This is a genomic window from Pseudomonas sp. GW821-FHT07F01, assembly GCF_059418825.1.
In genome coordinates this window covers 146,290-172,585 of sequence record NZ_JBWKQO010000001.1, presented here as the reverse complement: position 1 = coordinate 172,585, position 26,296 = coordinate 146,290, and the positions used below count along the sequence as shown (strand labels likewise).

29 protein-coding genes are annotated in these 26,296 nt (G+C 53.7%); 10 read left to right on the top strand and 19 right to left on the bottom strand.

Features of this window, described 5'->3' with window-relative positions; genetic code table 11:
• Positions 1-141 precede the first annotated feature (141 nt).
• Complete coding sequence (locus AC07R1_RS00725) at positions 142-681, top strand: P-loop NTPase family protein (protein ID WP_495109968.1); 540 nt, start codon at positions 142-144, stop codon at positions 679-681.
• A gap of 88 nt (positions 682-769) precedes the next feature.
• On the opposite strand, the gene AC07R1_RS00720 is transcribed toward AC07R1_RS00725, so the two are convergent.
• The 14 genes from AC07R1_RS00720 to AC07R1_RS00655 form a co-directional block, all read right to left on the bottom strand.
• Positions 770-1,486 carry a 2OG-Fe(II) oxygenase gene (locus tag AC07R1_RS00720; RefSeq protein ID WP_495110275.1) on the bottom strand — a complete coding sequence of 239 codons (717 nt, stop codon included), beginning with the start codon at positions 1,484-1,486 and terminating at the stop codon, positions 770-772.
• A gap of 38 nt (positions 1,487-1,524) precedes the next feature.
• The gene (locus AC07R1_RS00715; protein WP_401401914.1) at positions 1,525-1,830 is read right to left on the bottom strand and encodes an Ada metal-binding domain-containing protein; all 306 of its coding nucleotides are present in this window, start codon (positions 1,828-1,830) and stop codon (positions 1,525-1,527) included.
• Between the two features lie 18 nt (positions 1,831-1,848).
• Positions 1,849-2,553 carry a 2OG-Fe(II) oxygenase gene (locus tag AC07R1_RS00710; protein WP_495109967.1) on the bottom strand — a complete coding sequence of 235 codons (705 nt, stop codon included), beginning with the start codon at positions 2,551-2,553 and terminating at the stop codon, positions 1,849-1,851.
• A gap of 13 nt (positions 2,554-2,566) precedes the next feature.
• The gene (gene ada, locus AC07R1_RS00705) at positions 2,567-3,631 is read right to left on the bottom strand and encodes a bifunctional DNA-binding transcriptional regulator/O6-methylguanine-DNA methyltransferase Ada (RefSeq protein ID WP_401401910.1); all 1,065 of its coding nucleotides are present in this window, start codon (positions 3,629-3,631) and stop codon (positions 2,567-2,569) included.
• An 84-nt stretch (positions 3,632-3,715) separates the two neighbouring features.
• Entirely contained in the window at positions 3,716-4,366 is a 651-nt protein-coding gene (locus AC07R1_RS00700) for a DNA-3-methyladenine glycosylase family protein (protein WP_342403985.1), read from the bottom strand.
• Complete coding sequence (locus tag AC07R1_RS00695; RefSeq protein WP_495109966.1) at positions 4,363-4,911, bottom strand: methylated-DNA--[protein]-cysteine S-methyltransferase; 549 nt, start codon at positions 4,909-4,911, stop codon at positions 4,363-4,365. Before AC07R1_RS00695 ends, AC07R1_RS00700 begins: the two co-directional genes overlap by 4 nt.
• Positions 4,912-4,952: 41 nt before the next feature.
• Positions 4,953-5,144, bottom strand: a complete 192-nt coding sequence (locus AC07R1_RS00690; RefSeq protein WP_495109965.1) for a hypothetical protein — start codon at positions 5,142-5,144, stop codon at positions 4,953-4,955.
• An 80-nt stretch (positions 5,145-5,224) separates the two neighbouring features.
• Positions 5,225-5,524 (bottom strand): methylated-DNA--[protein]-cysteine S-methyltransferase, encoded by a 300-nt coding sequence (locus tag AC07R1_RS00685; protein ID WP_401401908.1) that lies wholly within the window; start codon positions 5,522-5,524, stop codon positions 5,225-5,227.
• Between the two features lie 367 nt (positions 5,525-5,891).
• Entirely contained in the window at positions 5,892-6,464 is a 573-nt protein-coding gene (locus tag AC07R1_RS00680; protein WP_401401906.1) for a hypothetical protein, read from the bottom strand.
• Between the two features lie 235 nt (positions 6,465-6,699).
• Positions 6,700-7,167 (bottom strand): ester cyclase, encoded by a 468-nt coding sequence (locus AC07R1_RS00675; RefSeq protein ID WP_495109964.1) that lies wholly within the window; start codon positions 7,165-7,167, stop codon positions 6,700-6,702.
• Between the two features lie 233 nt (positions 7,168-7,400).
• Entirely contained in the window at positions 7,401-8,147 is a 747-nt protein-coding gene (locus AC07R1_RS00670) for a gamma-glutamylcyclotransferase (protein ID WP_495109963.1), read from the bottom strand.
• 396 nt (positions 8,148-8,543) lie between these two features.
• Positions 8,544-9,281, bottom strand: a complete 738-nt coding sequence (locus AC07R1_RS00665; protein ID WP_342403978.1) for a flavin reductase family protein — start codon at positions 9,279-9,281, stop codon at positions 8,544-8,546.
• Positions 9,282-10,148: 867 nt separating this feature from the next.
• On the bottom strand, positions 10,149-10,766 hold the full coding sequence (locus AC07R1_RS00660) for a TetR/AcrR family transcriptional regulator (RefSeq protein WP_401401900.1): 618 nt from the start codon (positions 10,764-10,766) through the stop codon (positions 10,149-10,151).
• A 73-nt stretch (positions 10,767-10,839) separates the two neighbouring features.
• The gene (locus tag AC07R1_RS00655) at positions 10,840-11,988 is read right to left on the bottom strand and encodes an MFS transporter (protein WP_342403976.1); all 1,149 of its coding nucleotides are present in this window, start codon (positions 11,986-11,988) and stop codon (positions 10,840-10,842) included.
• Between the two features lie 378 nt (positions 11,989-12,366).
• Here AC07R1_RS00655 and AC07R1_RS00650 point away from each other — a divergent pair, with 378 nt between their 5' ends.
• A complete protein-coding gene (locus AC07R1_RS00650; protein ID WP_495109962.1) occupies positions 12,367-13,728 on the top strand; it encodes an outer membrane protein transport protein in 1,362 nt (453 codons plus the stop codon).
• A gap of 109 nt (positions 13,729-13,837) precedes the next feature.
• Positions 13,838-14,602 carry a hypothetical protein gene (locus AC07R1_RS00645; RefSeq protein WP_495109961.1) on the top strand — a complete coding sequence of 255 codons (765 nt, stop codon included), beginning with the start codon at positions 13,838-13,840 and terminating at the stop codon, positions 14,600-14,602.
• A gap of 9 nt (positions 14,603-14,611) precedes the next feature.
• On the opposite strand, the gene AC07R1_RS00640 is transcribed toward AC07R1_RS00645, so the two are convergent.
• Positions 14,612-15,232 (bottom strand): TetR/AcrR family transcriptional regulator, encoded by a 621-nt coding sequence (locus AC07R1_RS00640; RefSeq protein WP_495109960.1) that lies wholly within the window; start codon positions 15,230-15,232, stop codon positions 14,612-14,614.
• A 272-nt stretch (positions 15,233-15,504) separates the two neighbouring features.
• Between AC07R1_RS00640 and AC07R1_RS00635 the strand changes: the two genes are divergently transcribed.
• Positions 15,505-15,885, top strand: coding sequence for a nuclear transport factor 2 family protein (locus tag AC07R1_RS00635; RefSeq protein ID WP_342403972.1), 381 nt, complete (start codon positions 15,505-15,507; stop codon positions 15,883-15,885).
• 25 nt (positions 15,886-15,910) lie between these two features.
• Positions 15,911-16,981, top strand: coding sequence for a maleylacetate reductase (locus tag AC07R1_RS00630; protein WP_342403971.1), 1,071 nt, complete (start codon positions 15,911-15,913; stop codon positions 16,979-16,981).
• A 44-nt stretch (positions 16,982-17,025) separates the two neighbouring features.
• Here the strand turns inward: AC07R1_RS00630 and AC07R1_RS00625 are convergent, their stop codons facing one another.
• On the bottom strand, positions 17,026-17,940 hold the full coding sequence (locus tag AC07R1_RS00625; RefSeq protein ID WP_342403970.1) for a LysR family transcriptional regulator: 915 nt from the start codon (positions 17,938-17,940) through the stop codon (positions 17,026-17,028).
• Positions 17,941-18,132: 192 nt separating this feature from the next.
• Here AC07R1_RS00625 and AC07R1_RS00620 point away from each other — a divergent pair, with 192 nt between their 5' ends.
• Positions 18,133-19,002 (top strand): intradiol ring-cleavage dioxygenase, encoded by an 870-nt coding sequence (locus AC07R1_RS00620; protein WP_495109959.1) that lies wholly within the window; start codon positions 18,133-18,135, stop codon positions 19,000-19,002.
• Positions 19,003-19,034: 32 nt separating this feature from the next.
• On the opposite strand, the gene AC07R1_RS00615 is transcribed toward AC07R1_RS00620, so the two are convergent.
• Positions 19,035-19,928, bottom strand: coding sequence for an NAD(P)-dependent oxidoreductase (locus tag AC07R1_RS00615; protein WP_495109958.1), 894 nt, complete (start codon positions 19,926-19,928; stop codon positions 19,035-19,037).
• 353 nt (positions 19,929-20,281) lie between these two features.
• Between AC07R1_RS00615 and AC07R1_RS00610 the strand changes: the two genes are divergently transcribed.
• Together AC07R1_RS00610 and AC07R1_RS00605 are read left to right on the top strand one after the other, a co-directional pair.
• Entirely contained in the window at positions 20,282-20,611 is a 330-nt protein-coding gene (locus AC07R1_RS00610) for a Dabb family protein (protein ID WP_342403967.1), read from the top strand.
• A gap of 92 nt (positions 20,612-20,703) precedes the next feature.
• Positions 20,704-21,942, top strand: coding sequence for an MFS transporter (locus tag AC07R1_RS00605; protein WP_342403966.1), 1,239 nt, complete (start codon positions 20,704-20,706; stop codon positions 21,940-21,942).
• Positions 21,943-22,003: 61 nt separating this feature from the next.
• Here the strand turns inward: AC07R1_RS00605 and AC07R1_RS00600 are convergent, their stop codons facing one another.
• Positions 22,004-23,671 (bottom strand): GMC family oxidoreductase, encoded by a 1,668-nt coding sequence (locus AC07R1_RS00600; protein WP_495109957.1) that lies wholly within the window; start codon positions 23,669-23,671, stop codon positions 22,004-22,006.
• Positions 23,672-24,430: 759 nt separating this feature from the next.
• Between AC07R1_RS00600 and AC07R1_RS00595 the strand changes: the two genes are divergently transcribed.
• Both AC07R1_RS00595 and AC07R1_RS00590 read left to right on the top strand, forming a co-directional pair.
• Positions 24,431-24,739, top strand: a complete 309-nt coding sequence (locus tag AC07R1_RS00595; RefSeq protein ID WP_194237899.1) for a hypothetical protein — start codon at positions 24,431-24,433, stop codon at positions 24,737-24,739.
• Positions 24,740-25,218: 479 nt separating this feature from the next.
• Complete coding sequence (locus AC07R1_RS00590) at positions 25,219-25,620, top strand: type II toxin-antitoxin system HicB family antitoxin (RefSeq protein WP_495109956.1); 402 nt, start codon at positions 25,219-25,221, stop codon at positions 25,618-25,620.
• Positions 25,621-25,801: 181 nt separating this feature from the next.
• Here the strand turns inward: AC07R1_RS00590 and AC07R1_RS00585 are convergent, their stop codons facing one another.
• A complete protein-coding gene (locus AC07R1_RS00585; RefSeq protein ID WP_495109955.1) occupies positions 25,802-26,125 on the bottom strand; it encodes a hypothetical protein in 324 nt (107 codons plus the stop codon).
• Between the last annotated feature and the right edge of the window lie 171 nt (positions 26,126-26,296).

Here is a 26,296-nt window from a genome sequence, read left to right as displayed (position 1 = left end):
GTATTTATTGCTGCACTTAGTGAAAGACTTCTGTCGACCAGAAGCTGCCTGCCGTGCTGACCGTCTGTTGTTGACCGAGGTAAGCATTGACGTAAAATCGCCGCCCCAAAAAATCAGCTTGCATAGCGAGAAGGAGCTTCGATGCAACGGGTGATGATTGTTGGTCAACCTGGATCAGGCAAAAGCACTTTGGCGCGTGAGCTTGGTCAGCGCACGGGCTTGCCGGTCGTTCATATCGACACTATCCATTGGCAGCCAGGGTGGATCGAACGAAGCCCGGACGAAAAGACGCGGCTTTGTCTCGATGTAGAGGCTCGAGATCGCTGGATATTCGAAGGTGGCCATTCAGCCACTTGGGACAACCGGGTGGCCCGTGCCGATCTTTTGATATGGATTGATCGTTCGGCGACGCTTCGATTCTTGCGCGTACTGCGCAGAACGCTGCTCCAACGCGGTCAGTCTCGGCCCGACTTGCCGGAGAACTGCCCCGAACTGCTGGCGAACCTGCCGGAGTTTTTTAGATTCATGTGGCGGACGAAAAAATCAGCGCGAGAAAAAATGCAGCAACTTGTGGCAACAGCGCCATCAGCTTGCCGCGTGGTTTGTCTGCGGTCTAATCGGGATATCGGCATTTTTCTCGCGAGTATGGGAAGTTCGACTGTCCAAGCTCTGCAGGATTGATCGTCGGTTGACTGACTGCGGAAACTGCCGCTTATGAGCGGCAACTCCTGGCCGATAGCGGCCAATCGACAGTGAGAGACTATCCAGGTTATTTAGCATCGTGAAAGATGATTCCCAAAGTATGTCGTTGTCCCCAAGCCAGCTGACTAACACCATGACGTAGGCCCACACGGTAGTGCCCACGTGTAGAGCGTACCGGACGATTGTTTACTGCGAGCACCACGGCGTCTCCTTGGCGTATAGGCACCACCTCTGCTCGTCCGGGTTTCTTCGGATCACTCTCTGTGAGCAAAAGCTCTCCCCCCCCAAACTCGCGCCCTGGCTCATTGAGCAGGAATATGACTTGGAAAGGAAATACGTGATCTCCGTAGAGGTCCTGGTGCAGACAGCAATAATCATTTGCCAGGTATCGTAGTAGGAGTGGTGTCGACCGACGCTGGCCTGCGGCATGACAGACTTCCCGAAATTCCTCATGAGTTGCAGGAAAGCGCTCTTCAATTCGCATTGCGGCATGCCAACGATTAGCAATAGGCGCGAGATGAGGATAAAGCGATTGGCGTAGGCGGCCGACTTCATCGGGCAACGGATAGCTGAAGTACTTATATTCGCCCCGGCCGAATGCGTAGCGCTCCATCACGATGCGACTGCGAAAGCGGGTCTCTTCAAAGAAGTAGCCCGCAAGCTCTTCACATTGAGTAGGTGTCAGTAGCGAAGGCAGCACTGCAAAACCATCGCGTCCCAGACTTTCTTCGACTTGATTCCAGTTCATTGATTGAACTCGAGTTTTGGTCGATTCGTGCAACATGTGGTTTACCGCGCCTGAGGGCTTGAACAGTAGCGAGCTCATAGGGTTGTCTCTTTTCGGGCGCCACTCAAATGCGCGGCCTGGCTCTCTTTCCAAATCGCGTATTCCTGAGGCATGCAAACGGCGCACGGCCTGTAGCCGGCGGCAATTGCGGTAGTCTGATCGGCAAAGAAAACGCGATATTTCACATATCCACCGCGAGCAATCGCCTGCTGCGCAGCACGGCAGTCAAGGCGACCGTACAGCTTGCTACCGCGATGTCCTCCGATCGAGCCAGGCAGGAGGCTTGAGTAAGTCTTACCGTTGGGCCCAACAAGGGTGAACGTCTTATTTGATGTCCGCATTCACGACTCCGGCCGGTATCAATTCGAATCGTGGAATGACAATTCCAATCCAATGCGTTCACCCCAGCGCACTCGGCTGATGGCGTGTTTTAAGTTGACGCGGTAATAGCCTTTGGTGCCCCTGAAGGGTCGTTCTGCAGTGGTGATGATGGCTACGTCACCGAGCTTGAGTGGTACCACCATTGGGCGCGACTGCATGCGAGGGCGTTGTTCTGTCATCACGAATTCGCCCCCCTTAAAGTCCGAACCAGGCTCTGACACCAGCGCCACGATCTGCATGGGAAAAAGAAGCTCACCATCATTTCGCTGATGCAGTGATACATGGTCTTCCACTCCAAGCCTGTTCAGATGGGACTGTCCCCGTGTCTGACCAGACTCTCGGTTGTGCCGCACAAAATCATCCAGCTCGGCCGGAAAGCGATAATCGATGCCCAAGGTTTCGTTCCAGCGATTGGCGATGACTACCAGGCGGCGATACAGAACTGTGCGCCACGTGTGCAGCGGTGTTGGCAAGCCTGTGTCGAAGTACAGCAATTCACCGCGCCCCAAATCGATGGATTCCAAAGTGACTCGACGGATACCCGAGGCTGTGACTTGCTGAGCCAGGCCTCTCGTCATTTCTGCGCCTAACACACCGGGTAGAACAGCAAAGCCCTCGGCATCGAGTTGCAGGCTGACATCCATCCAGTCCAGACGATCAAGTATCTTATTGAGTTCAGGCATGGTCATCCCTTCCTTAGACAGAGGCTTCGCGATGCAAAAGCTCGCGCTTGCGATCTACACCCCATCGGTAGCCCGCCAGATCACCATTACGTCGCACGACGCGGTGACAAGGAATGGCAACGGCGATGTGATTCGTTGCGCAGGCTTGAGCCACAGCGCGTACGGCTTTGGGTGAGCCGATGCGTTCGGCAATTTCGGTGTAGCTCACGGTCGTTCCCGGAGGGATCTCACGCAGCGCGCGCCAGACGCGCTCCTGAAATGCCGTACCCTGTACATCCAATGGCAGATGCAGCCCGATCGAAGGCGTTTCGATGAATCCAACTACTTGGGCAATCAATTGCTCGAACTCACCGTCGCAACCGATGATTTCTGCCCTAGGAAACTGATCTTGTAGGTCACGCACCAACTGATCTGGATCGTCACCCAACAATATGGCGCAGATACCGCGCTGACTCTGAGCTACCAAAATCGCACCCAGCGAGCATTGGCCCACCGCGAAGCGAATGATCGCTCCAGCACCACCCGCTCGATAGTCTCGCGCACGCATGCCCAGCAACTGATCGGAGGCCTCGTAGAACCTGCTATTGGAATTGAAGCCCGCACCGTAGATGGCTTCAGTAATGGACGCCTCTGGACTGCTCAGTTCTTCACGCAGCTTTCGAGCTCGATAAGCCGAGCTGTATGCCTTGGGCGTTAGTCCGGTTTCGGCCTTGAACAGGCGGTGAAAGTGAAAGGGACTCATGCCCACATCAGCTGCCAGCCCCTCTAATGAGGGAGGTGTCTCCGATGCCTCAATCAATCGGCACGCGCGCTCAACCAATTCGGCGCGGGTAGCGGCGGCACTCGTTTGGTCGCCACTGGCGCGCCGACTACACCGGTAACCCGCCGCTTCGGCGGCTTTGGCCGAATCAAAGAATTTTACATTCTCACGCTTGGGTAGCCGTGTCGTCGAGCTCGGCTGGCAGTACACGCCTGTAGTGCGCACGGCGTAGACGAAATGTCCGTCAGCGGCGGAATCTCGCGCCTGCACGGCTTTCCAGCGATCGTCTTCAGTCGCATATGCAATGGTAGTACTCATGGCAGAAACCCTCTCTTCAACAACCTTTAGGGTCAGGATATGAGGGAGTTCAGCCGCAAGAACTCCGATTCTTGCGGCCGATGTTTATCGACTGGTCAAACGCCATAGATACCAAGCAGCGACTGTCCGAAAAGGACTCCAAGCTTCACCAATCTCACGCATCTGACGTGGTGTAGGTGCCTTATCCAATCGTTTCAGGCGACCGTAACCTTCCCGTACACCGAAATCATCCACCGGCAGAATGTCGGAACGTTCCAGCGAATAGATCAAGAACATTTCGACAGTCCACCGGCCTACGCCACGCAATGAAGTCAGGCGCTCGACTAGGGCCGAGTCGGACAGATGTCGGGCCTCTTGGAGGTTAGGTACAACGCCTTCTACAGCTGCTTGAGCAATACCGCGTATGGTCGCCAACTTTGCTGCCGAGAAGCCGCAGGCGCGCTGAACTTCTGGTTCGCTCGCCAGCAATTGTTCCGCCGTTGGAAAGGACGTGTCCGGATATAACGCCAACAGGCGGCCCAAAATCGCATCACCTGCCTTGGCATGCAATTGCTGGTAGGCGATGGCCCTTATCAATGCTTCATAGGGCTCGCGGGCAGGCTTGGCCTCATGCCGGCAGGGGCCAATAACGGCGATATGACGAGCCCAGTCCTCGTCCATCTCGGACAAGAACAGAGCAGCTTTCTGAAATGCGTGCGGTGACAGCTCGTCCGCTATGGTCTTGCTCAAAATCATAACCCCAGCAGCATGGCGGTCTGCGGCTCTTCTTGCTGAGCAATAGCCTTTTCATGCCCTAACAGCCAACGCTTGCGATGCAGGCCCCAGGCATAGCCCTTGAGGTCTCCATTGCTGGCAATCACCCGATGACACGGCACGATGATGGCTATCGGATTGGAGCCATTTGCCGCTCCTACCTGGATGGCAGCACGCGGATCATCAAATCCCAAATCCTTGGCAATCTTTCCATACGTCGTAGTCTGGCCCGCCGGGATTCGGCGAAGTGCAGCCCAAACGCCACGCTGCAGTTCCGAACCGGCAGTTGCAGTTCGAAGCGAACTTAGCGTCTCCCATTCACCCTGGAAATAGCGAGCAAGTGCATCAGCGATCTCTGTTGGAGCCTGCTTCTCAGTCAGCGCCACCTCGCCATAGTGCTGGCGTAAAACGCGCTGTAATCTTGACTGGTGGTCGACGAAATCGAGTGCACGCACAGTGTTATTTGCATCGGTGACGAGCAGTATGGCGCCCAAGGGCGAATCCAGATGGCTCAGAAACAGTTTCATGATGCATTCCTTATTTAATCGACTTCGTGGCATCGGATTGCCTACTTCAAACGGGTCACACCCACATTGCCGAAAAAAAAGGCTTCCCCGCTTTTCAGATGCAACTCGGTATCACCGCTCTCGTTGATCCGCCATTGCGCCGCCCCGGCACTCACCAGCGATTGGCAATACGTTTCGACCTGGCGACGCTCTTCATGGAGCCCTTGCATCTGGTCTGTGGATGTTCTGTTCATTCGTAACCTCGTCTACTGCCACCACTCTAGCGACGTCACAGCGATGAGAAACTCCGAACCTTGCTTCTGAATTTTCAAATTCATCCCGCTTTGCGGAAAGTGAAATTGATGCGCTGGCTGCCGAAATGCTGCGCACTACCCCAGCGGTAGCCGGAGATCGAACCGTCACGACGCACCACGCGATGGCAAGGAATGGCAATGGCCAGCACGTTGGCTGCACAGACTCCCGCTACGGCGCGAACTGCTTCTAGCGCACCTAGGCCGCGTGCCACATCGCTGTAGCTGCATGTCTTGCCTGTCGGGATGTCGCAAAGCGCCTGCCAAACTCTCTGCTGAAAAACGGTACCGCCAACATCGAGATTGATAACACCTGCGGCCATCTGTTTGTCGATGACAATCGATGACCAGTTCGAGTTCGTGTTCTAGAGAAACTTGGTCAGCTTGCAGTTCAATATTCGGAAATTCGTCCGCGAGCTGCTCACGCAGTTCTTGCGCGTCTTCGCCGAGAAAAATAGTGCATATGACTCGCTAGCTACGACCGATAAGAAGCTTACCCATCGCTGATTGGCTTACGGCGAATTGAATGGGGCCTTCCACTTGGCTGCCCGGGGCGCGGAAGTTGTACTGGAAAGGAGAACGGGACTGAGTGTTCATGCCCTTGGCTCTTATCGATTGGGGAGTGAGCTCAGTCTAGGAATCACTCTCGCCCTTGAAACTCCGCCCCTTGCGGTCAAATTCTTTGGCTCGCTACCAGCCTGGGTACCTCCCGATGAGCTGCAGCCACAACGAGAGACAACCCGCGTCATGCATGTAGTGCAGCGCTTCAGAAGCCGTCCACGTACAGGGAACTCGGCGCAGCCAAATCGAATCGGGGCCTGAGCGATACATCCAGACAATGGTGCTAACTACCATTTGCTGCTCGGGTGACATAGCCCGAAAATAGGCGCGCCATCGCGCCATTTCTTCCGGATAATTTTCGCCAGTGCACGCGTTGTAGGCAGAGGGACAAACGCTTCGGTGATATTCGCCGTCGCATGTTTTCGTAAAGAGCTTAAATAGTTTCAGTTGTCGTATGGTTTGTTGCAAAGCTTCATGAAAGCGTTCCGGAGAGCGCTCAAATGGAAAGATGGAGTTCGACAGCGCATCTATCTGTACAGCCTCTTCAGGATCGATTTCCAGAAGCCGCAATACGAGATGTTCAAGCCGCATTTCATCTAGGCGCGAGTAGATAGCAGCCGGAGAGAGTGCGCCCTGGTTTACTGCCTTAACCCAAGCAATGAGTGATTGCGTCAATGAGTCAGTCTGTGCAGTTTCGGCCATAGTCCTGGGTTCGTTTAGAAAGGGATACTGTAAATACAGGTGCCAACAGTGAAAACCTGCATCTACAACGGGTCGGGGACGCTCCGTTTCCTGCTCAAAAGCTCAGAAAATGGGAAAGCAAAATAGAAACTCACAACGCGAAGAAGGCCGGCAGAAACGCGGGCCCCCTTGCGCAGATCAGGAGCAGTGTTCCACGCTTAAAAAGAATGGAGTGACTCTCCTTGCTTTGAGAGTATCAAGCGTCACCGTTAGTGGTCGTGGCTTTGATCAGTCCCAGTTGAGTCAGGGCTGCGACGCCATCATCGAGACCGCGTTCCTCCACGATTTTGCCGTCAATCACCTTCAGCACCGTAGTGCCGGTGAAGTGCATTTTGCGACCCGTTGCGGCAGGCAGACCACCGATGAGAAAGTCATCGTGAGCCTGGCCTGTGTGAGTACCACCACCTTCCCACTGACCCACTACGTAATCCCCTTCGGCGATCAGGTCGGCTGTGCCCCAGAAATTGAGATCGGGGAATGCCTTACGGAAATCGGTCATGAACGCTTTAATGTCATCGCGGCCACGACGAGGCTCGTGCAGAGAGTAATGGAGCAGCATGTCGGGAGCGGCGATTTCGTCAATGACCGCCAGGTTAGGATTCTTGCCCCAGAACTCGGTAAACCAGCGACCGACGACGGCCTTGTTTTGTTCTTCGTTGCTCATTTCGACAATCCTCGCAAGTAGTCTCGAAAAGGGCATCGAAACATTCGATGACCTTGGTGTAACGATAAGCACCAGGTCAGGATTTGAAACTCCGATTCTTGCTGCACAAATTGAAAGTTCAATTGAATCGACGGAGCGGCATGCCGTTTAAAAGCTTTCTGATTCCCTGTAAAAAATCCCCCATGTATTCGAACAAATTCATGCGTTCTATTTATACAATTTGGATCGGTGGTTCAGGCACTCAGCAGGCAACGATCCTTGGTAAATAAAGCCTTCACCAACGAAGCCAAGTGCTCCAGCTTGGAATCACAAATACCGTTGGCCTGTAGGCCGTCACAGGTTCGAAATAGATAGTCGGCTGAGCTTCCGAGACCACCGGAAGCGGTTGCTAACCGATGCGCTATCGTATTTTCGTCGAGATCGCCAGCATACTGGGGTGCGTTAGCATCAATGACGAATGTAATGGCCCACCCTAAATGTTTTCCATTAACGCTTTTCAATTCGACCCAGCGAGGAACGTAAGCCCCACAGACCATTTCTCTTCGCCAGAGCAAAAGTAATTCACGTTCGAGGTGAGCTTCCGACAATTTGTAGGCAGCGCCATAGCAAGAGCCGCCTCGATCCAATGCAAGCATTAACCCAGGGCGATCCACTGTTGCACGCAGCGCTGTGATGGATAGACAGAACGAACGATGCCAACCGTCGACTCTGGCAACGCGCCTTTCCAGAGCATCAATCACCGGGTTCCAGATCAACGATCCGTAGCCGAAGATCCAAACATCACCGCGTGGCCGTTTGGACAACATCGTGGTCACAGATGCTTTTCTGTCGGCGTCTGTGAGTAGCTTCAAATTTGGGGAGTCAATTGCAGCAAGCCGCTCGATACCCCCTCTCTCAATCAGATCACGAGTCAGTAAAGGTGAAGGCGTTTGTTTTTCTATTCTTGCCGTTCGCTGAGCAGAAGCAATTCTTGTGGTCATAGTTACCTCAAATAGCCTTTATGGTGACGCGCCGGGATTGCACCCTCGTTTGAGAGCCACTTTGCCTATGCGCGTTCTTTGAGGAACTCCGATTCTTGCTTCTGGAAATCCGTCATGCTGCATATGGAAATATCTGGCCGACCAAAAGCCAAACGCCGTACTAATTTTATTTAAACGAAAATCGTAGGGCGCCCTAATGCGATTCGCCTATAAACAAAAAATAGAACTTTTTACCATAAGTATAAGTATGAGAGTTTTCTTTATGATGCGACGATTTTTTTGAGCAGAAAACAATTGCAAGTCATCTTGATTCTAGTTTAGGCACTACCGCCCCCACCTTGGTTATCAAGATATGAAATCCCCAAATCTCAATCTGGGGACACACTTACGTCGACCTTAGATCTGCATTGTGTTAAGTCTCACTGGGGCGATCCGCGCGCGATCTACATCCGGAGTGCGGTATTGCTCTTCTGGAATTTCCGCCAATTTTGATTCAGATATTTCTGAACCAAGACCATAGTAGCGACAAAAACTCATAATCATCGGACGCCAAAGATTTGGATCGATACGATTTTGGTTGTCTTTAACCAGAATGGAAGGATCCACATGCACGCGCTGAACTCTCATTTCGAGACAGGTGATTCCTTCCAACGTGCATTCTTCAGCACGCTCATGGACGGAATAATCATATTCATCCGTCATTACAGAGTTAACTCTCACAAGTTTAGCTTCTAATTGAATAGGACACTCCAGCACCCGTGGAGCATCCACTGTCTCCGAGGCAACTGGAGTCAGCCCAGCCGCGCCGAATTTGTCCGCTTCATATTTATATCCACGTTGCGCTTTGCCAAATGGCACCGGATTGGAAGCAGTCAATTTTGAAAGGCGATTTACAACTTCAACCATGCTACATGTGGGAAGATTAATAACACACTCACCTGTTCTAATAATGTTTTGTGCCGTTTGAGACACAGCTTCAAAGCCAAGCATACAACGCCATCCGAGCCAGAACACTGAAGATATTGGCGCTAAATTGTATGTTCCATCCTTGTTCACTGAACTATTCAAAATCACGGGAGTGCCGAGATACAAGATGGATGGCTCACTAATCACATGGCTATTAACGTCTTTCACTTTGAGCCTCTATCTATTTAGGTAATATTCTGCCCACAAGCTCTTGCCTGCATCGTAAAAACAATCACTTTACTTGCTCAAGCATGTATGGCACAGCCGATATTAACTCTATTGCCTTGCTGAATAACTCCGTTTCTTGCGCTGCAACTTTTGCATGAGTCGCTTTTAACCTAAAATTTACGATGAATTGTTCGGCCTTATTAACTTAGAAAGGGTTCCGGGCGCCACACGCAACACAAATGATTGGCGGGAGGACCTTCTACCATTTTTGTCAAATTGATCGACTGATGATGGCGGTCGGCCAAGTAAACTCGGTAATTTCCGAGCTTTTCATCTTCAGCGCGTAAGCTGTCTCCCTGATATCCATGCGAATTTAGAACGCTTGACTTAGGTAGCGGAGGTCGGAGGGAGATCCGTTTTGATCGCTAAAAAGCAAAAGAAATGTCGGCATCAATCTCCAGATTAAAAAGAGGTCTCGCACGTGCAGGTATTTGACTCACGCAAACACAAGTCCACATCTGCGGGTTTATCTCGATCTTCAGAGAGCAAGATCGATAACTAGAGTTTATTGGCCTGAGCTCCCATCTTGTTAACCAATTTTTTCGCTCTATATGAATCGGCCTATTTGCTTAGACACTTTCGGGCTTCATAGTGACGCTACTTGAGTGATTTTCCGTGCCTGAGCGGACCTTCAGCAAGCGACCTTTTTTGGCCCGTTAGTAGCCGCTCTGAGGGGCGTTTTCATTTACAGATTTACTTACCACGAGGAAAGGTCGACCTCACTGATCGGCACATCAAAACCAGAAAGGCTTTAGCAACCTCCTCTTCCAGTCCAATGATCAACCATCTTCAACTATATAGATTGATTCAGTCGCGCAGGTCCCGCTGATCACATGTAGTACTCTTGAGAGAGATACCGTCGAGTACATAGGCTTCCAGCGTGGATAAAAAGGCCTCTTCCCGTATCGATGCTCCAGTTAGAAGCCTGTAGTAAATAGGGCCATACAGGGCATCGATTACGTGCTCAGGATTTATGTCGGCACGAAACTCCCCTTGCTCGATGCCGCGTTGGAGCGCCGCCTTTGCGGCGATTCTGCGAGGTTGGAGATATCCCTCGTTGAATAGCGCCAATGTCGTGCTATCAAACTGCGCGGACCCCATCATCTCGCGCACAATTTTCCCAACTTCACCATCGTATACCGCCGCCAGCCTTCTGACCTGCCGGCGGATATCATCACTGGCGGACTCCGTTTCATTGAAGCTCAACTGAGGCGAAACGACTGCAAGGAAGGCATCAACCGCCAGTGCTCCTCGACTGGGCCACCAGCGATAAATGGTGGTCTTGCCCACGCCAGCTCTGGCGGCAACACCCTCGATGGTCAACCGATCATAGCCATTTTGCTGTAGCAGTTCATAAGTCGCGGTGAGGATTACCTCCAATGTCGCTTGATTGCGCCGCCTTGGGGCTGCCTTCTCAATACTCATCTGAATACTCTGGTATCGATTGTCTCGGCACGGTATATGTCGAGAATCCTGCCCCCCCATGATACGCGAGAGGCTATTTAAGATGCCGACGCCCCCGAATGCGTATCCAAGGAAGGCTTATGCACGCAGCCGCGAGCAATAACAACACGACGGGAGGAAACAACACGCTGTGCGCAGACACGGGCACCCTGTGAACAAACATCGGAGCCAGGCTGGCCCCTAGAAACACGGAAAACGAATAGATTGCGATGGCCAATCCGCGACTACCATGATTGGCATGCTGCGAAATGGTCGAAATGATACTGGGCAACGTAATAGAGATGCCCAGCGACAACACAATCACCGAAACAGGTAGCAAAGGTTGCCAGACCGCAGCCATTACCAGCGCAATGGCCGAGGCAAACAAACCAATCCTAGTGGTGGTGATACCGCCGACTTTCTTGATGATCGAGCCCGCTACAAAGCTGCCTAGCATGCCGAATAGGGTTAAACCCCGAATCCACGCGTTATCCCACCCCTGGGTATCAATAACCCCGTGAAGAGAAACCTGAAATACAACGAAGCTGAAAAGCACCACCGGCGAGATAAGCCAAGCGGTCAGGATGACCGGATCCCGGACCAGCAGACTGATACTGCTGCTAACTAGATGGGGACGGTGATCGCCATGATCATTGCGTTTCCAACCCAGCACAGCCAAAGCAAATGCGCAGGCGGCGTAGCTAACCGCTCCCGTAGCCATCAGAGCAGGAAAGGCCAATTGGGTTTCCTGAGCATACATCTGGGCGATGGGGGCGGCCGCGATAAATGAAAAGCTCATCATTGCCAAGCCACTGGGCCTCAGGGCAACTGGCAGGCTTTCGCCAATCATTGCCAATCCGATAGGGGCGATGCTGGCGGCACATACGCCCTGAACACCACGCGCAATCAGTACCCACTGAAAACTTGGCGCGAAGGCTACGCCTAGTGTCGCAACGCTGGTCGCCGCGATGCCGAGCACCAGCACAATCTGGCGCCCATATCGATCCGAAACCGGCCCCCAAAGAAGAAATCCCATCGAGTAGGCGACGCCAAATATCGTGCCCACCAGTGCCGCCGTCTCCGGAGATACACCAAAGTGTTGGGCGATGCCATCGGCGATGGGAATGGTTACATAGAGCTGACCAGAAGCCATCAACCCCGCACACATCAAGGTGGCAAGTAGACAGAGCGAACGAAAGTGCATGGATGAACCCGAGGTGGAGGATGTTTAGGCAAGTGCCCTCTCCCCGCAGGAGAGGCAAGGCTTGTAGGGCTGAGCCTGGTTATTTGCCGACGCATACTGAGACGATACGTATCGTATCGCAAGAAAAAAATTAGTCTCACGTGCTCCCCCTCTCTCACAGCTCATGCACACACGAAGGACAACAGTCCAGCCAGCAGATAGTCTTGACATGCGTTTTTAACGCAACTAGAGTTGCTATAAGCCCTTCAGATACCTTTTCTAGCCAGCTGATTCAGCGCAAGAATCGTCCTGAGCGACAACAGAAATTGAGGGGGCCCTCGCGAAACATGCTGTGTACAACGACCAAATTAAAACAATAACCAGCCTACGGTTGACACAATGAAAATACACTGGCCGAAATCCCTTCTTACTATTGCTATCTATTCAAATTGTCTTGCGGCTTTTGCCAATGGGCTAGCAATAAACGAACAAAGCTCAAGCTCCGCTGGAACTGCTTATGCGGGTCGTTCATCCAGCGTAAATGATGCCAGTACGATTTACGGAAACCCTGCGGGATTAACCAAATTGAAACGGGCGGAGATCAGTGGCGGGGTTGCCGTGTTTTCAGCCAAGGATGATCTCAGCAAAACTTCGGGCGGTTCCCCAGGTGGGACCAATAAGGGGGACTCTATTCCCATAGGTGCCATTCCATTCGGTTTTCTGTCTACGCCAATCAATGACCGTTTTTCCACAGGTATCGGCGTATATGTTCCTTTCGGATTGATCAATGATTACGAAGGTAGTTTCGCTGGCCGCGGCTTAGGCTCTTACAGCAATGTACAAGTTGTCACTGTTCAACCCACGATTGCTTACAGGATAAGCGACAACGTATCTGTGGGCTTTGGACCCACTATCAACCACGGCAAGGGCAAGTTGGAAAACGATTTAAATACCGGCGGACTTCCACCCGTACTGGGTGGTACGGGTAGAGATACGCGGGTCAGTATCAAAGGCGATGATACCGCGCTCGGCTATAACTTGGGTGTCATGATAGACATCGATAAAGACACGACTTGGGGGCTCACTTATCATTCCAAGGTAGATTTGCATATGGAGGGAAATACCTCGATCAGCAACGCCCCAAATACACCGCTCTCAATAATAACGGGCACGCCTACACCTGGCACATTGGCTCAAGCGTTAAATGGAGAATACTCGGCAAAACTGGATGTTACCCTTCCCGAGTCGATTGACACGTCTATTACTCACAAATTTGATGATCAATGGACGATGTATGCCGGACTCTTGTGGACGCGCTGGAGCCGAATCAAGAGCCTTAACGTAAAAAATAGTGGATTGTCAGCTCCAGCAGAGGCCATGTTCGGAGAGATTAGCGAAACGATGGACTGGAAAGATACCCTTGCCGCATCGATTGGCGCCGCTTACAAGCTGACAGATAGTCTGGTCCTGCGCAGCGGTTTTGCCTATGACCCATCCCCAGCAGGAAATGACAACCGCAGTGTAAGAGCACCTGTCGGCAATCGAAAAACCATCACCTTCGGGGCCGGTTACTCGCCCACTCCTGATATGACGTTCGATGTGGCGTACGCCTATTTGTGGGAGAGCACGGCTTCGGTCAATCAATCCGGAAGAAATATAACCACCGGTTCAGGCTTGTCACTCCCAATTGTCCCGGCTTACAAAGCCAAGTATGACAACAGTGCACACGGCCTTACAGCCCAACTTACCTACCGTTTTTAACTACCACTCGGGCACACTCTCGAATGGAGAGGCCTTACCACAATACTTGCAATGTCTTACTCCGGAAAAATTCTATTGGGAGTGAGGCCTTGCTCCTCCGGCATATGCGATGAACATCAATATATACATTAAAGGCCAACCCGTTCCTGCACAGGATGTCCTCAACTGGGAAAAACGTCGTACCCACCATGTGCTAAAAAAGCTGGGCGTGCCATTTGACTCAAATTGGTCGCTGGAACGCTTACGAAAAAAACTGCTAGAGAGAAAAATGCAGCTCGGTGACGAAGGGCTACGTACGTTTTTGCGAACCGAGCTTGCGACGGCTGAAATGCTGACCAAGGTCATTGCTAGACTTTCATTCAACCAGCGACGTTTCAGCGTCATTGAGATCTTGGTCGATCGCGGCCGTGCAGAAGATTTCCTGCGCTGGTTTATTGAGTGCGGGATTAAAAATGATGAAGTCTCGATGATCGCCGCAGCGCCCGACCACTATGTCATTCGCACCGACGGGAATAATTGCCAGGAAGTCATCGAGACGACTGGCGGTTCGCCTTTAGCCACCCACTTTTACATCGACTACGAAGACTTGAGTAGCTTGAAATCCCCCGTAGACCCCAACTACGCCTACCAGATTGCCGGTGTCGCCAGGGACTCCACCGGCCTTGCGATAGGGGGTGTAAGGCATCAATTCAAAAATGAGGCCAATGGATTTCGCGCGAAACTGACTGTCGAATTTCCCTACGCCGTCATGCCGTGGCTGATTCGCTGTCATCGATTTCATCTGGCCAGTGAGTTCTCGAACTGGATCGAAGCGGCCACCCGCGCTAACTACCTGGCCACTGAAAACTCAGCAAGCCACTGGAGGCCTTGTTAACCACCAAGCCTACTCAAATGCCTTGATCGAACGACCTACCCCCCGTTCGATATCCAGATCGGAGCTTCCCGTACGGGTGATCAGCGCTCGAAAAAACAGCGGAGAGCAGGCGGACTCGAGGAACTCCCGAGGGTGGGTTTCCTCGGGCAGCTCTCCCCTTTCTATTGCGCGCTCTACCAGTTTTCCACTTAATTCGAAGCGTTCCAGCCAGAATAAATCCCGCTCTCTTTGAATGGAAACGTCTTGTTTCCCGAGCGCAATAACTAGCTGAAGCAACCCCAACACACGTGGGCTTTCCAGTGTAGTCCTCAGGTGCAGCAACAAGGCATGAAGATCCCCCTTCAACGAGCCCGTGTCGGGCAATGGCACATCAAGCTTTGCCTGAGCCCTGGCCACATCAGCGACGAGCTCCAACTTAGAGGGCCAACGGCGATAGATAGACGTTTTGTTGACGTTGGCTTTGGCAGCAACCTCAGGAATTTCAAACCCGCTGAAGCCTTTTTCTTCAAGCAGGGAAAGGGTTGCGCTATGGACAGCAGAAACAACCTGGGCTGAGCGGCCACCCAAGCGTCTACTTGGCGCCTGTTGCTGGTTTTTTTCATTCATTTCATGTTTTTCATCAATAGACACAGTGAATCGAGTGGGTGTCATAAGCCCAAAGCGGGCAACTGCCACCTACATTAGCGTTTAATCCAAAAAGGCGGAACCCAATAGAAAACACCCAATACTTGTACCCCCATGAAATCCAGGTCGCCGCATTCTTCCAGCGCGGGAATATAGATTTTCATCTCACGCATTTTTTCAACTGTCGTACGGCTATAGGCTGCAGACGAGCAGATGTACTCGAGCCTAAAAACATCTCGACCGCTCTGCAGCGGCTTCCTCACAACAAAGAGACTGTTATGAATAGTGCCAGCGATATCGAAACACTCATCCGCGCTCAAGAAGACTTGCGTTATGCGGCAATCCTCGAAGGGTCATACGACACGTTTGCCAACCTTTCCCACCCCGACCTTCAGTACGCCCACTCCAACGGAGTTATTGATACGGTCGACTCTTACCTCAAGAAGTGTCGCGAAGGATTCTATGTTTACCATCATGTCGACCATCCGATCGATAGCATCCGCGTAGAAGGAAGCGTTGCTCTGGTGTTCGGAGAGATGAACGCGCAAATCACCTCAGGCGGTGTCCCCAAGACTTTGCGCAATAAGTCGCTCGCGGTATGGGTCAACGATGGCGATAACTGGAAACTCCTGGCTTACCAGCCAACCCCCATCGCCTGATCTTTAACAACCCGGGACCCTTCTTATGTCACTCATGGATTTCACCTACGTTTCACAGCCCGGTCGCGTCATCTTCGGCCAAGGCGCAATCGGCAAACTGGAAGAAGAGATTGACCGCCTCGGATCAAGGCGTGCGCTCATCTTGTCTACGCCCGAACAGCGTCCCCAGGCCGAGCGAGTCGCCCAGATCCTGGGAAGTCGAGCTGCCGGGATTTTCGACAAGGCGGTCATGCATGTCCCGATCGAGTCTGCCCGAGAAGCACGTGAAGTTGCCCGTAGTCTCGGAGCAGATTGTGCTGTCGCGATAGGTGGCGGCTCGACCACTGGCCTCGGAAAAGCGATTGCCCTGGACTCTGGGCTGCCTATCCTCGCCATCCCGACAACCTATGCAGGTTCAGAGATGACACCGGTGTACGGCCTGACCGAAGACGGAATCAAGAAAACGGGCAAGAACCCGCGAGTGCTGCCGAAGACGGTTATCTATGACCCAACCCTGAGCCTTTCGCTTCCGGTCGGGCTCTCGGTCACCAGTGGTATCAATGCCATTGCACACGCTGCAGAGGGCCTGTACGCCCAAGATGGTAACCCCGTGATGTCGTTGCTCGCCGAGGAAGGCATTCGTGCACTTGCCAGTGGACTTCGCCTTATCGTCAATGCCCCTGAAGACATCGCTGCGCGGAGCAATTGCCTGTATGGCGCCTGGTTGTGCGGCACGGTATTGGGCAACGTCGGCATGGCGCTTCATCACAAGTTGTGCCACACATTGGGGGGCAGTTTTAATTTGCCCCATGCACCGACTCATACCGTGGTGCTTCCTCATGCAATCGCCTACAACGCCGCGCAAATACCTGAAGCGGCCCTACGTATTAACCGTGCTTTGGGTGCCGAAGGCGTAAGCGCAGGGCAAGCGCTCTATGACCTGGCAGCTTCGCTCGGCGCGCCACTGACGCTTAAGGAGCTAGGTATGAAGGAGGCCGAACTAGACCGTGCAACCGAGATCGCACTGGCCAACCCCTACTGGAACCCTAGAGCAATCGAACGTGCTGCGATTCGCGAACTGCTGCAAAACGCGTTTGAGGGCAATCGTCCGATGTAGCGTCCTCCGGCCAAGGCCGCGAGCCTGGGCCGGAATTTCAGACCTTAACGCGTCCAATATTTCTCGTATTGCTGCGCTTCAAACTCCTCCAATAGGAAGTCGATGAACAGGCGTGTCTTGGCCGGCATGTACCGTCGGCTCTGGAATGCAATATTGATCGTGAGGCTCGGCAGGTGCCAGTCATCCAATACAGATACAAGGCGACCGGAAACGATATCGTCATGAATGATATACATCGGCTGCACCAGGATGCCCAAGCCTGCCAAAGCCGCTGCTCTGACAATCTGCCCATCGTTGGTTTCCATTTTGGGTACTACCGTGATGGACGCCTCGGTGGTGCCCTGCTGAAAGTTCAGGGTGCCAGGCTGGTTGGCGTGGCTGTAAAGCAGCATGTCGTGGTCCGCCAGGTCTTGCACCCGCTTCGGGCTTCCACGCTGATGCAGGTAATCCGGTGAGGCGGCCAGGATACGCCGAGTTTCTGCAAGACGCCGAATAGTGATATTGGAGTCCGGTTCGAACTCTCGGGTTCGTATGGCCAGGTCGATATCCGTATCCATGATTTCGTAGTAGCGGTTGGCACCGACGACCTTGACCTTGAGCTGTGGATAGCGCTTGCAGAACTTGGGTAGCAACGGCGAGAGGTGGAGCATGGCAAAGGAGACCGAGGCTGTAACCGTGAGCGTACCGGTAGGTTCGGCCTGGGAAGACGTCAATGAAGCTTCAGCCTCATTGAGTTCGACCAGCAATGCCTTGCAGCGTTTATAGAATTCACTGCCGGCAGATGTTAGGGACAAACGCCTCGTGTTGCGCTCGATCAGTTTGACATTGAGACGACTCTCGAGTGCCCCCAAATGGCGGCTTGCAGAGGCATTGGAGATATTAAGCTGCTCAGCGGCTTTGGACAGAGTGCCCAACTCGGCTGTATTTACGAACAACTCCAGCTCTGTCATTCGATCCATATTGACCCGCCTTAACTTATTTTTATTATTCCAATATTGGAATACACAATTCCAATTAATGGATTTTACTTCATATTTTGAAACTATAACTTAGCTCGAGTCTGAACAGAAGCACCGTCATCGGCTATCGAATTCGGTGCTTCTTGCCAACCACCCAATTGCCACTCACTGACAAGAACAACAGGAGCCTCTATGCGTAACCTCGACGAAACAACGATCACACAAGAAGTACTCGCGCGAAACGCAGGCACGCGGGACAGGCGTCTGCATCAGATCATCACGGGATTGATCCAAAATCTCCACGCGTTCGCCAGAGAGGTTCAGCTCACCGAACAGGAGTGGGAAAAAGGCATTGAGTTTCTAACCAGCGTGGGCCAGATCTGCAGCCCCGTGCGCCAAGAATTTATTTTGCTTTCCGACATACTGGGTTTGTCCACGCTGGTCATTGCCCAGAATCATCGCAAGCCGGATGGGTGCACCGAGGCCACCGTATTTGGACCCTTTCACGTCGCGGACGCGCCATTCATTGAATTAGGTGCAGACCTGTCCAGAAGTCTGCCGGGGACACCGTGGTTCGTACGAGGAACCGTCCGAGGATTAAACGGCGAGGTGGTGCCTTACGCGGTACTGGAGGTTTGGCAAGCCGATGACCAGGGTTACTACGATGTTCAGAAACCGGATCTTGATGCATATGAAGGGCGAGGCGTTCTCAGGGCTGATGCCCAAGGGCACTTTCACTTCAGAACAATCGTTCCGGAGGCCTACCCGATCCCCCATGATGGCCCCGTTGGCAAGTTGCTGGCAGCATTGGAGCGCCATCCTTGGAGACCTGCTCACCTGCACTTCATGGTGTCGGCCGAGGGCTATGAACGTCTGGTCACCCATGTATTCAAGGAGGGTGGCGAATACTTGGACTCCGATACCGTTTTCGGTGTTCGCACATCGCTGATCGCTGAATGGGTCAAGCATGAGGCGGGCATTGCTCCCGACGGCACGCAGTGTGATGAGCCATTTTGTACGCTGGACTTCGATTTTGTGCTCAAGCCAAGCGAGCCCAACTGACAGCAGCCCCGGCCATGGCCGGGGCGCCAGTTTCAGCGCGTGGTTCGCTCTAGGGGCTGAAGGCCCGATTGTGCTTCGACATCCTCAAGCACGCCAAAGAAGTCGTTCTGTGGACTATGTTCCGCATAGTCCTGGAAGTAGTTGTATACCCTGTCCGCCAGCGGCATAGACACGCCTGATTGTTTCCCTGCCGATGTGACCAGTCCCATGTCCTTGCGCATCTGCGCCGCAGTAAACGCAGGCGTGAAATTGCGCGCCTTGAGGGTATCTATCTTGTACTTCACCAAGGGGGAAGCAATGACACTTGAAGCCATGACATCCAGCAACACGTCCCAGTCGACATCACCCTTGCGACCCAAGGCCAGTGCTTCGCCCATCAATGCCGCTGTCGAACCAACCATATGGTTGATCGCCAGTTTGATGTAGCGGGCCTGGTGCGCCGAACCTACCTGGTAACAGGTCGCAGCAAATGTGGCGAAGATGGGTGCCAGCGCCGTACACGCCGGCTTACCCCCTGAGGCGAACACGGTGAGCATTGCCTTGCGCGCCAGCTCGGTGCTACCCGAAACGGGCGCGCAGACGTAGTCGATTCCACCTGCGGTGGCAGCGGCGCAGATGGTTGCGGAGGCTTCGGGAGAGACCGTGCTCATGTCCGCAAAGATTTTCCCAGCCGCCATATGATTCAGGACCTGAGCACCTACGCTGATCAAGGCGCTGTCGTCAGGAAGCATCGAGATCACGATATCGGCTCTCTGCCCCAGCTCAGCAATACTTTCACAAGGCTGGGCCCCTCTAGCAGCACAGGCCTCAACTGCTTGTTTGTTCAGGTCGAAAATCAGCAGGGGATAGCCTACGTCCAGTAGGTGCTCGCACATGGGAGTGCCCATTTTTCCCAGCCCAATCCAGCCGATGACAGGTGCGTTCATACGAAGCTCGCGCCTCCTACGTAAAGGGAGAAATGGCAAAAGACCGATGTATTCATTTTTGTGTTTTTCATTTTTTAATACCGCTCTCCATTTATGGATTTACGTCACAGGCAACCTAGCAAAATTGCCTTTGCCAACCAATGACGCCCCCGGAAATGTGTTTTCCAGCAGTCGCAAGAGTCCGAGATTGAAGCTCGTTGGCTGAACTTCACGTGCGCTTTTCCATTCGCGAAATATTGAATTCCACCCACGGCATTTATCCCGTGGCGTCGAAGCTTTAGCGTCAGCACCGACAGCTGGGTAACCCCGTTGGAAACGATACCTTTTCACTACTGAACAACGAGACCGGCAAGATGAGCGACAACGTAAAGCACATTGTGATGTGGAACCTCAAAGGACAGAACGATGCTGAACGGCATCAAGCCGCCAAGCAGATCAAAGCATCATTCGACAGCCTACTCGGCCGTATTCCTGGCATGACACACCTCGAAATCGGCGTGGATTTCAGCCGCATCGAGTATGCGTGTGACGTGGTGCTGTACTCAGAGTTTGTCTCCAAGGAAGCACTGGAAGGCTACGCCGTGCACCCAGAGCACCTGCGCGTAAAACAGGAGCTGGGGGATCTTCGAATTGCGCGCTACCAGGTGGATTACTGGTCCAAGACCCAACCGCGGGGGCGATAAATTCGCGTAGCGGCTCCAAGAGACACCTACCCTTCCCGACCCACGTCGCATGCACACCGTCGTATAACAATAACAATAGAGGTACAAAAAAAATGAATCAGAATCGCTGGATCGTACTGGGAGGATGTTTCCTTGCGTACTTGTTTGACGCCGTGGAAATCGTCCTCCTGTCGTTGGCACTTCCCTCCATTCGCAGCGACTTAGGGCTCTCTGCAACTCAAGGTGGTCTGCTCGTCACCGCCACCTTGATCGGCATCGGTGTGAGCAGCGTAACTGGCGGTTATGTAGCGGATAACTATGGACGTAAAACGGCGCTACTGACTGCCTTGATCACCTTCGGTGTATTTACCGCAGCGATCGCAGTCGTGCCCAATTTCACCTGCTTTTTAATCCTGAGGTTTTTGGCCGGCGTTGGCCTGGGGTCGGTATGGAGCGTTGTATCAGCCTACATCGTAGAAACCTGGTCAGTCCAAAGCCGCGGACGCGCCGCTGCCTTCGTGATCAGTGCTTTCCCGGCAGGCGGGGCCGTGGCGGCGGTAATCTCCGGCCACTTTCTGCCAGATTGGCGAATGATGTTCCTGGTTGCCGGCGCCGCCGTGCTGCTGCCGGTACTGACGATTGCCATCCTCTTTCGCGAGTCTGCCAAATGGACTGTGCAGAAGGCTCGACATGGCACTACCCCCGTGGTCGTCCGGGATGTATTTGAGCCCTCTCTGCGTCGTACAACCATTCTCGGCACGCTGATGTCAGCGTTTGCCCTGACAGGATACTGGGGGGCAATGGCTTGGCTTCCTACATACCTCGCCGTTGAGCGAAGCCTGCCCTCTACATCCGTTGCCTACTTTGTAACGATATTGAACGTGGGCATGTTCATCGGCTACAACGGCTTTGGCCTGCTGGCTGACCGTATTGGCCGACACCGCACTATCGTGATCACGTTGCTGGGTGTGGCCGCAATCATGCCGATATATGCCATGACCAATGATCACCAAGTGCTCCTCTGGCTCGGTCCGCTGTTCGGTCTGTTCACAGCATTTTTCGGATTGTTCGGGTCCTACCTTGCCGAGCTGTTTCCGACCCGGGTTCGTTCCACCGGAGCCGGCTTCTGCTTCAACGTCGGGCGCGGCATATCAGCCCTGGCGCCATTCGCTCTGGCGGGGATTTCGGGTGCTATCGGGTTCAGTGGCGGGCTGATTGTCTGTGCCGGCTTCTTCGGCCTGGCAGCGTTGGTTGCACTGATGTTACCCAGAGTCGGCATACATTCAGCAGAAACAGATATCGACACCTTCAGCCAGCCCATTGGCCGACTGCGCGGCCACTCACTCAAGTAGTCACTGCACTCAGGAACGGCGATGACACTGTCCGGTATCATCGCTGTGTTCTTGAAACGGTTCAGACTTGCCCGGCCAGCATCATGCTTGCCGCTTTTTCGGCAATCATGATCGTGCTCAAGTTGGTATTCGCACTGGTAATCACGGGCATGATCGAAGCATCGACCACCCTCAGCCCCTCAACCCCCAGCACCCGGCACTGAGCGTCGACCACGGCATCCGGGTCAGATGCATGGCCCATTCTGCAAGTACCTGATGGATGCCCCATCGGAGCAATGGCCCCCAGGATCTCGGCATCGCTCATCGGTTTACGTCGTGTAGCACTGGCGATCCAGCGACCTGGCCTGAACCTCTTTGAGAGCAGCCACCTGGACAAAATGGAAGGGCCGTTTAACAACGCCTTAGCACCTATGTCCATGATCAGGCCCGCCAGACCTCTCTGGTTGAACTGATTGGCGGCCATCACCGGCGGCATAATGAACGCATCATGAAAGCAGGGCTTGAACCCAGGCTCCGCCAACAGCGATTCGGCGAAACGGGCCGCCAGCAGCAATCTCTCTATATCCAATGGATCGCTGAGAAAATTAAACTCAATGCTGGGCGGAACCTGCGGATCCGCGGAGACCAACTCGACTCTGCCACGAGAATTTGGGGCGTACAGCGCAGCGCTGAACATCGCCAGGTCCGTGCCGAAACTCCGTGCACTGACACGTCCAAGAAACGCGAGAAACAGATCACCCGGTGTTGTGTTTTTCAAGCCAGATGAGTGCCTGACCCCGGCACAGGCAAAGGCACGTAAAGCAGCCTTCTGCCGCGCCGGGCGGGGGAGCGTCAGTACCATCTGCAAATAAGGATGGTTTTGCAGATTCTGCCCCACGCCTCGAAGATTGATGCGGGGCTGGATACCGAGGGCGCTTAACGCGGCAGATGCACCGATACCGGAACGCATGAGAATTGCCGGCGAATGGATCGCTCCGGCGCTCAGGACCACTTCATGTGCGGCGATATTGTGCACCTCGCCATCTTTTTTGTAGATGACTCCGCACGCGCGATTGCCGGACATTTGGATCGACTCCACCCCTGCGTCGGCAATAATTCGCAGGTTGGGTCGGGCACGTACCTGGGCTGTCAGATAGCAGCTGGCACTGGAGGAACGCAGGCCGCCTACAGCCGCGTAAGGCATATTGAAAAAACCGCAATCCGGCTGTTCGTTGATGTCATCGATCACCTCGACACCTTTACCCGCAAGTACGTCGCGTATCTTCCGAACAAAGCCTGGAAGTTCAACCTCCGACGGGCGCCGAATTTTAAAAGGCCCAGCTGGCGCAGCGGTTCTATCAACATCACCTTCGGCCTTCCTGAAAAAAGGCAAGACCTGCTCCCAGCCCCAGCCCTCAGCACCCAACTCCACCCACCGTGCAAAATCCGATGGCAGGCCACGTAGAGTCCACATGCCATTGATACTGGAGCCTCCGCCCAACACCTTCGCCTGCGGATAAGGATACCCAGGACCACCTGCCCTTCGCCTCGCCATAAGGTTGGTCCAGAAATAGCCTGGATTGAGCGATGCCGAAGGAAACGCATCATTGATATCGTCAGGCATAGCGTGGGGAGGCGTATCGCGGCCAGCTTCCAACAGCACGACATCCGCCAGATCCCACTCGGATAATCGCGCCGCTAGCACAGCTCCGGCAGTACCGCCCCCGACAATAAGATACGTCTTGCGCATATGCTTACTAGCCTCTTTCTTATTGGATGTTTGAAGTGATCAACAAGCGGCGTCATCAGCATGGGAGACCCATTGCACGATGGAGATAAGCTGGCAGGTATGGACCTTGGGAGCGATGAGCACCGAGCCGGCCTGACTAGATTCGTCGAGGAATGCGGTCACTGTCGCCGTTCCAACTCGGGCAAGCGGGACAACGTCTATTCAGACCTGCGTAATCTTGTGCGATCCACCAGCATTGGTAGTTAGAATCCGACTGAGAACGCATGGTAGTTCTCGTGCGATGACGGCAACAACGGCCATAACTGAAAATGAGTTTTTCTGCGATAACCATGACCGCGGTGTAGTTGCCCCCCCGCTAGCTGGACTGTTTCCGACCTAATGTTTACCCCTATCGGATGGCAGCAATCGGCCGATAGCGGTCTCTCACACCGGCCTACAAGAACGAAGCGCTATCTAAAACGGCCGCCCCCCTGCTGCTAGGCACAGCCACTTAAACATCCTCTCCAACACTCTCTTGCCGCCCCCAAACCCCGTCCCTATAGTCCCTTCTCGCAGCAACATCCGCGACGACCTTGGCCGGTCGAATTACAACGCAGCATCAGCGTCCACAACACCTTTGCAGTCGCCTTTCCGGTGCCCGCGACAGGATGTGATGACGGCTGTGCGCGGTGATTCTCCGGTCGTCATAGGCGCGCACAGCGGTCATTTTCTTCGTCGTCGGCAACCCAGGTGATTGCTCCATAAACAGGAGCTGTACCGATGATTGACCAGCCACTCTCGCGCTTTACCGCCGTCGACACCCACGACGCCAACCAAGCCGTTTTCTACCTCGACACCCAAGCTTCCCTGAGCGATCTGGCCAGCAGTGCGGCCCATCGTTTCACCGTGGTGCGGGACCTGATGGACACGCTGTCCACGCTTAACCTGAAAGACATTGCCGACTGCGACCTGACGCGGGTCACCCGAGGGGTGCATCTGCTCACCCGGGAGGGTTGCGCGGTGCTGGAGGTGATTCAGTGGCGAACAGCGCAAGAGGCCTGCACGCCATTGAACTCAACAAGCGCGTAAAACGCGCTGGGCTTTGCCCCGGCCTTTGATCTTGCTTTGGCTTTTGATCTTGCTCTTGATCTACCTGCCCCCTCCAGAAGGCCGAACGCAGGCGTTGCGCAGGGGGCAGCTCGGCATGGATGCCGAGCTAGCCGCCATCAGGCCATGGATGGCCTGTGGCGGCGTGCCCCCGGAGCAACGCCGGAGTGAGGGAACGCCGAGCCTATGCGAGGCGCCGGATGCGGGGGCAGGAGCGTTTTGCTTACTTTTGCGCTGTTCAAAAGTGAGTCGCTGTAAGAGCGAAACCATAAGTGGCCGTAACCGCAGCAACGGATATGTCCACAGAACCGTATGCAGCCAGGTGAAAAGCATCGACAGGTTTGGCGAGAACTGCGTCCTCGCTGCGCTCGACAGCGGCTACAGGTTTCGACGGTCAGGGCCATCAGAAAACTGGCTGGACTGATCTAGCCCTTCAGCCTTCATCTATTGAGGAGATCCCCATGCACTATCCCATCTGCATCGAGTGGGGCGACGAACACACCGCCACCGGCATCCAGATTCCCGACATCCCCGGCGCTGTCACCGCGGGCGACAGCTTCGAAACCGCCTATAGCGCGGCCATCGAGATTGCCCACGTCATGCTCGAAGAACGGGCCCGCGCAGGGCACGCCATTCCCCTGCACTCACCCACCCGCAAGCACCGCGCCAACCCCGATTTCGAGGGCATGGGCTGGGGCATGCTGGATATCGATATCACGCCTTACCTGGGCAAGACCGAGAAGGTCAACGTGACCCTGCCGGGTTATGTCATCCAGCAAATCGACCGCTTTGTCCGCGAGCACAACATCAAGAGCCGGTCGTCCTTCCTGGCCGATGCGGCGATGGAAAAGCTCGGACGCTGAAAGCGGCTGCAGGGGGCAGGCTAAGCGGAGTGAGACCGGTTGGGGTTGCTGCGCAACCCAGCGGGAGCAAGCTCCCTCGCCACAGGGGGTGTGGCCGGCCAAATGGCTGCATCACCTGACTGCATTGAGACGACCAGTTACACCACAGTTCCAATCACGGGCTAGCTCTCTTTTGCACCCTCTACTCAACCGAAAATGATGAGAAGTAAAATGACAACTTATTATCTTCAAGATCGACCAACTGATAACGCATCCGGTCAAAACCCGAATCCAACTGACTCACACTCATATTCATCAACTGAGTCAATCTGCCACCAATATCACGGAACGCAAAATGGCTGATATCAATAAACTTGATACATACCACATCACCCCCTGAATTTTCAGAGACCGAAACCGATAGAGACAAATCATAAGTCACCCCATCTTCGTTCAATTGAATATTAATGGCGCGCAAGCAGTTGTGAGCAACAAGCAACTCATTCAATTGCAGAACTTTAATCATGCTTTACTCTCGTCTTACCATTTACTCCATAGCCAGGACCATATTCGTAGGTATGTGTGTGCGGATCGGAATGATATTTCGCAGCCTTTCCTCTGTCCCCAAATCCGATCGGGTATTTTGGATCAAGCCGCGTTGAGGGTTTTGCAGGGCGTTTGAGGGCTCTGGTTGAAA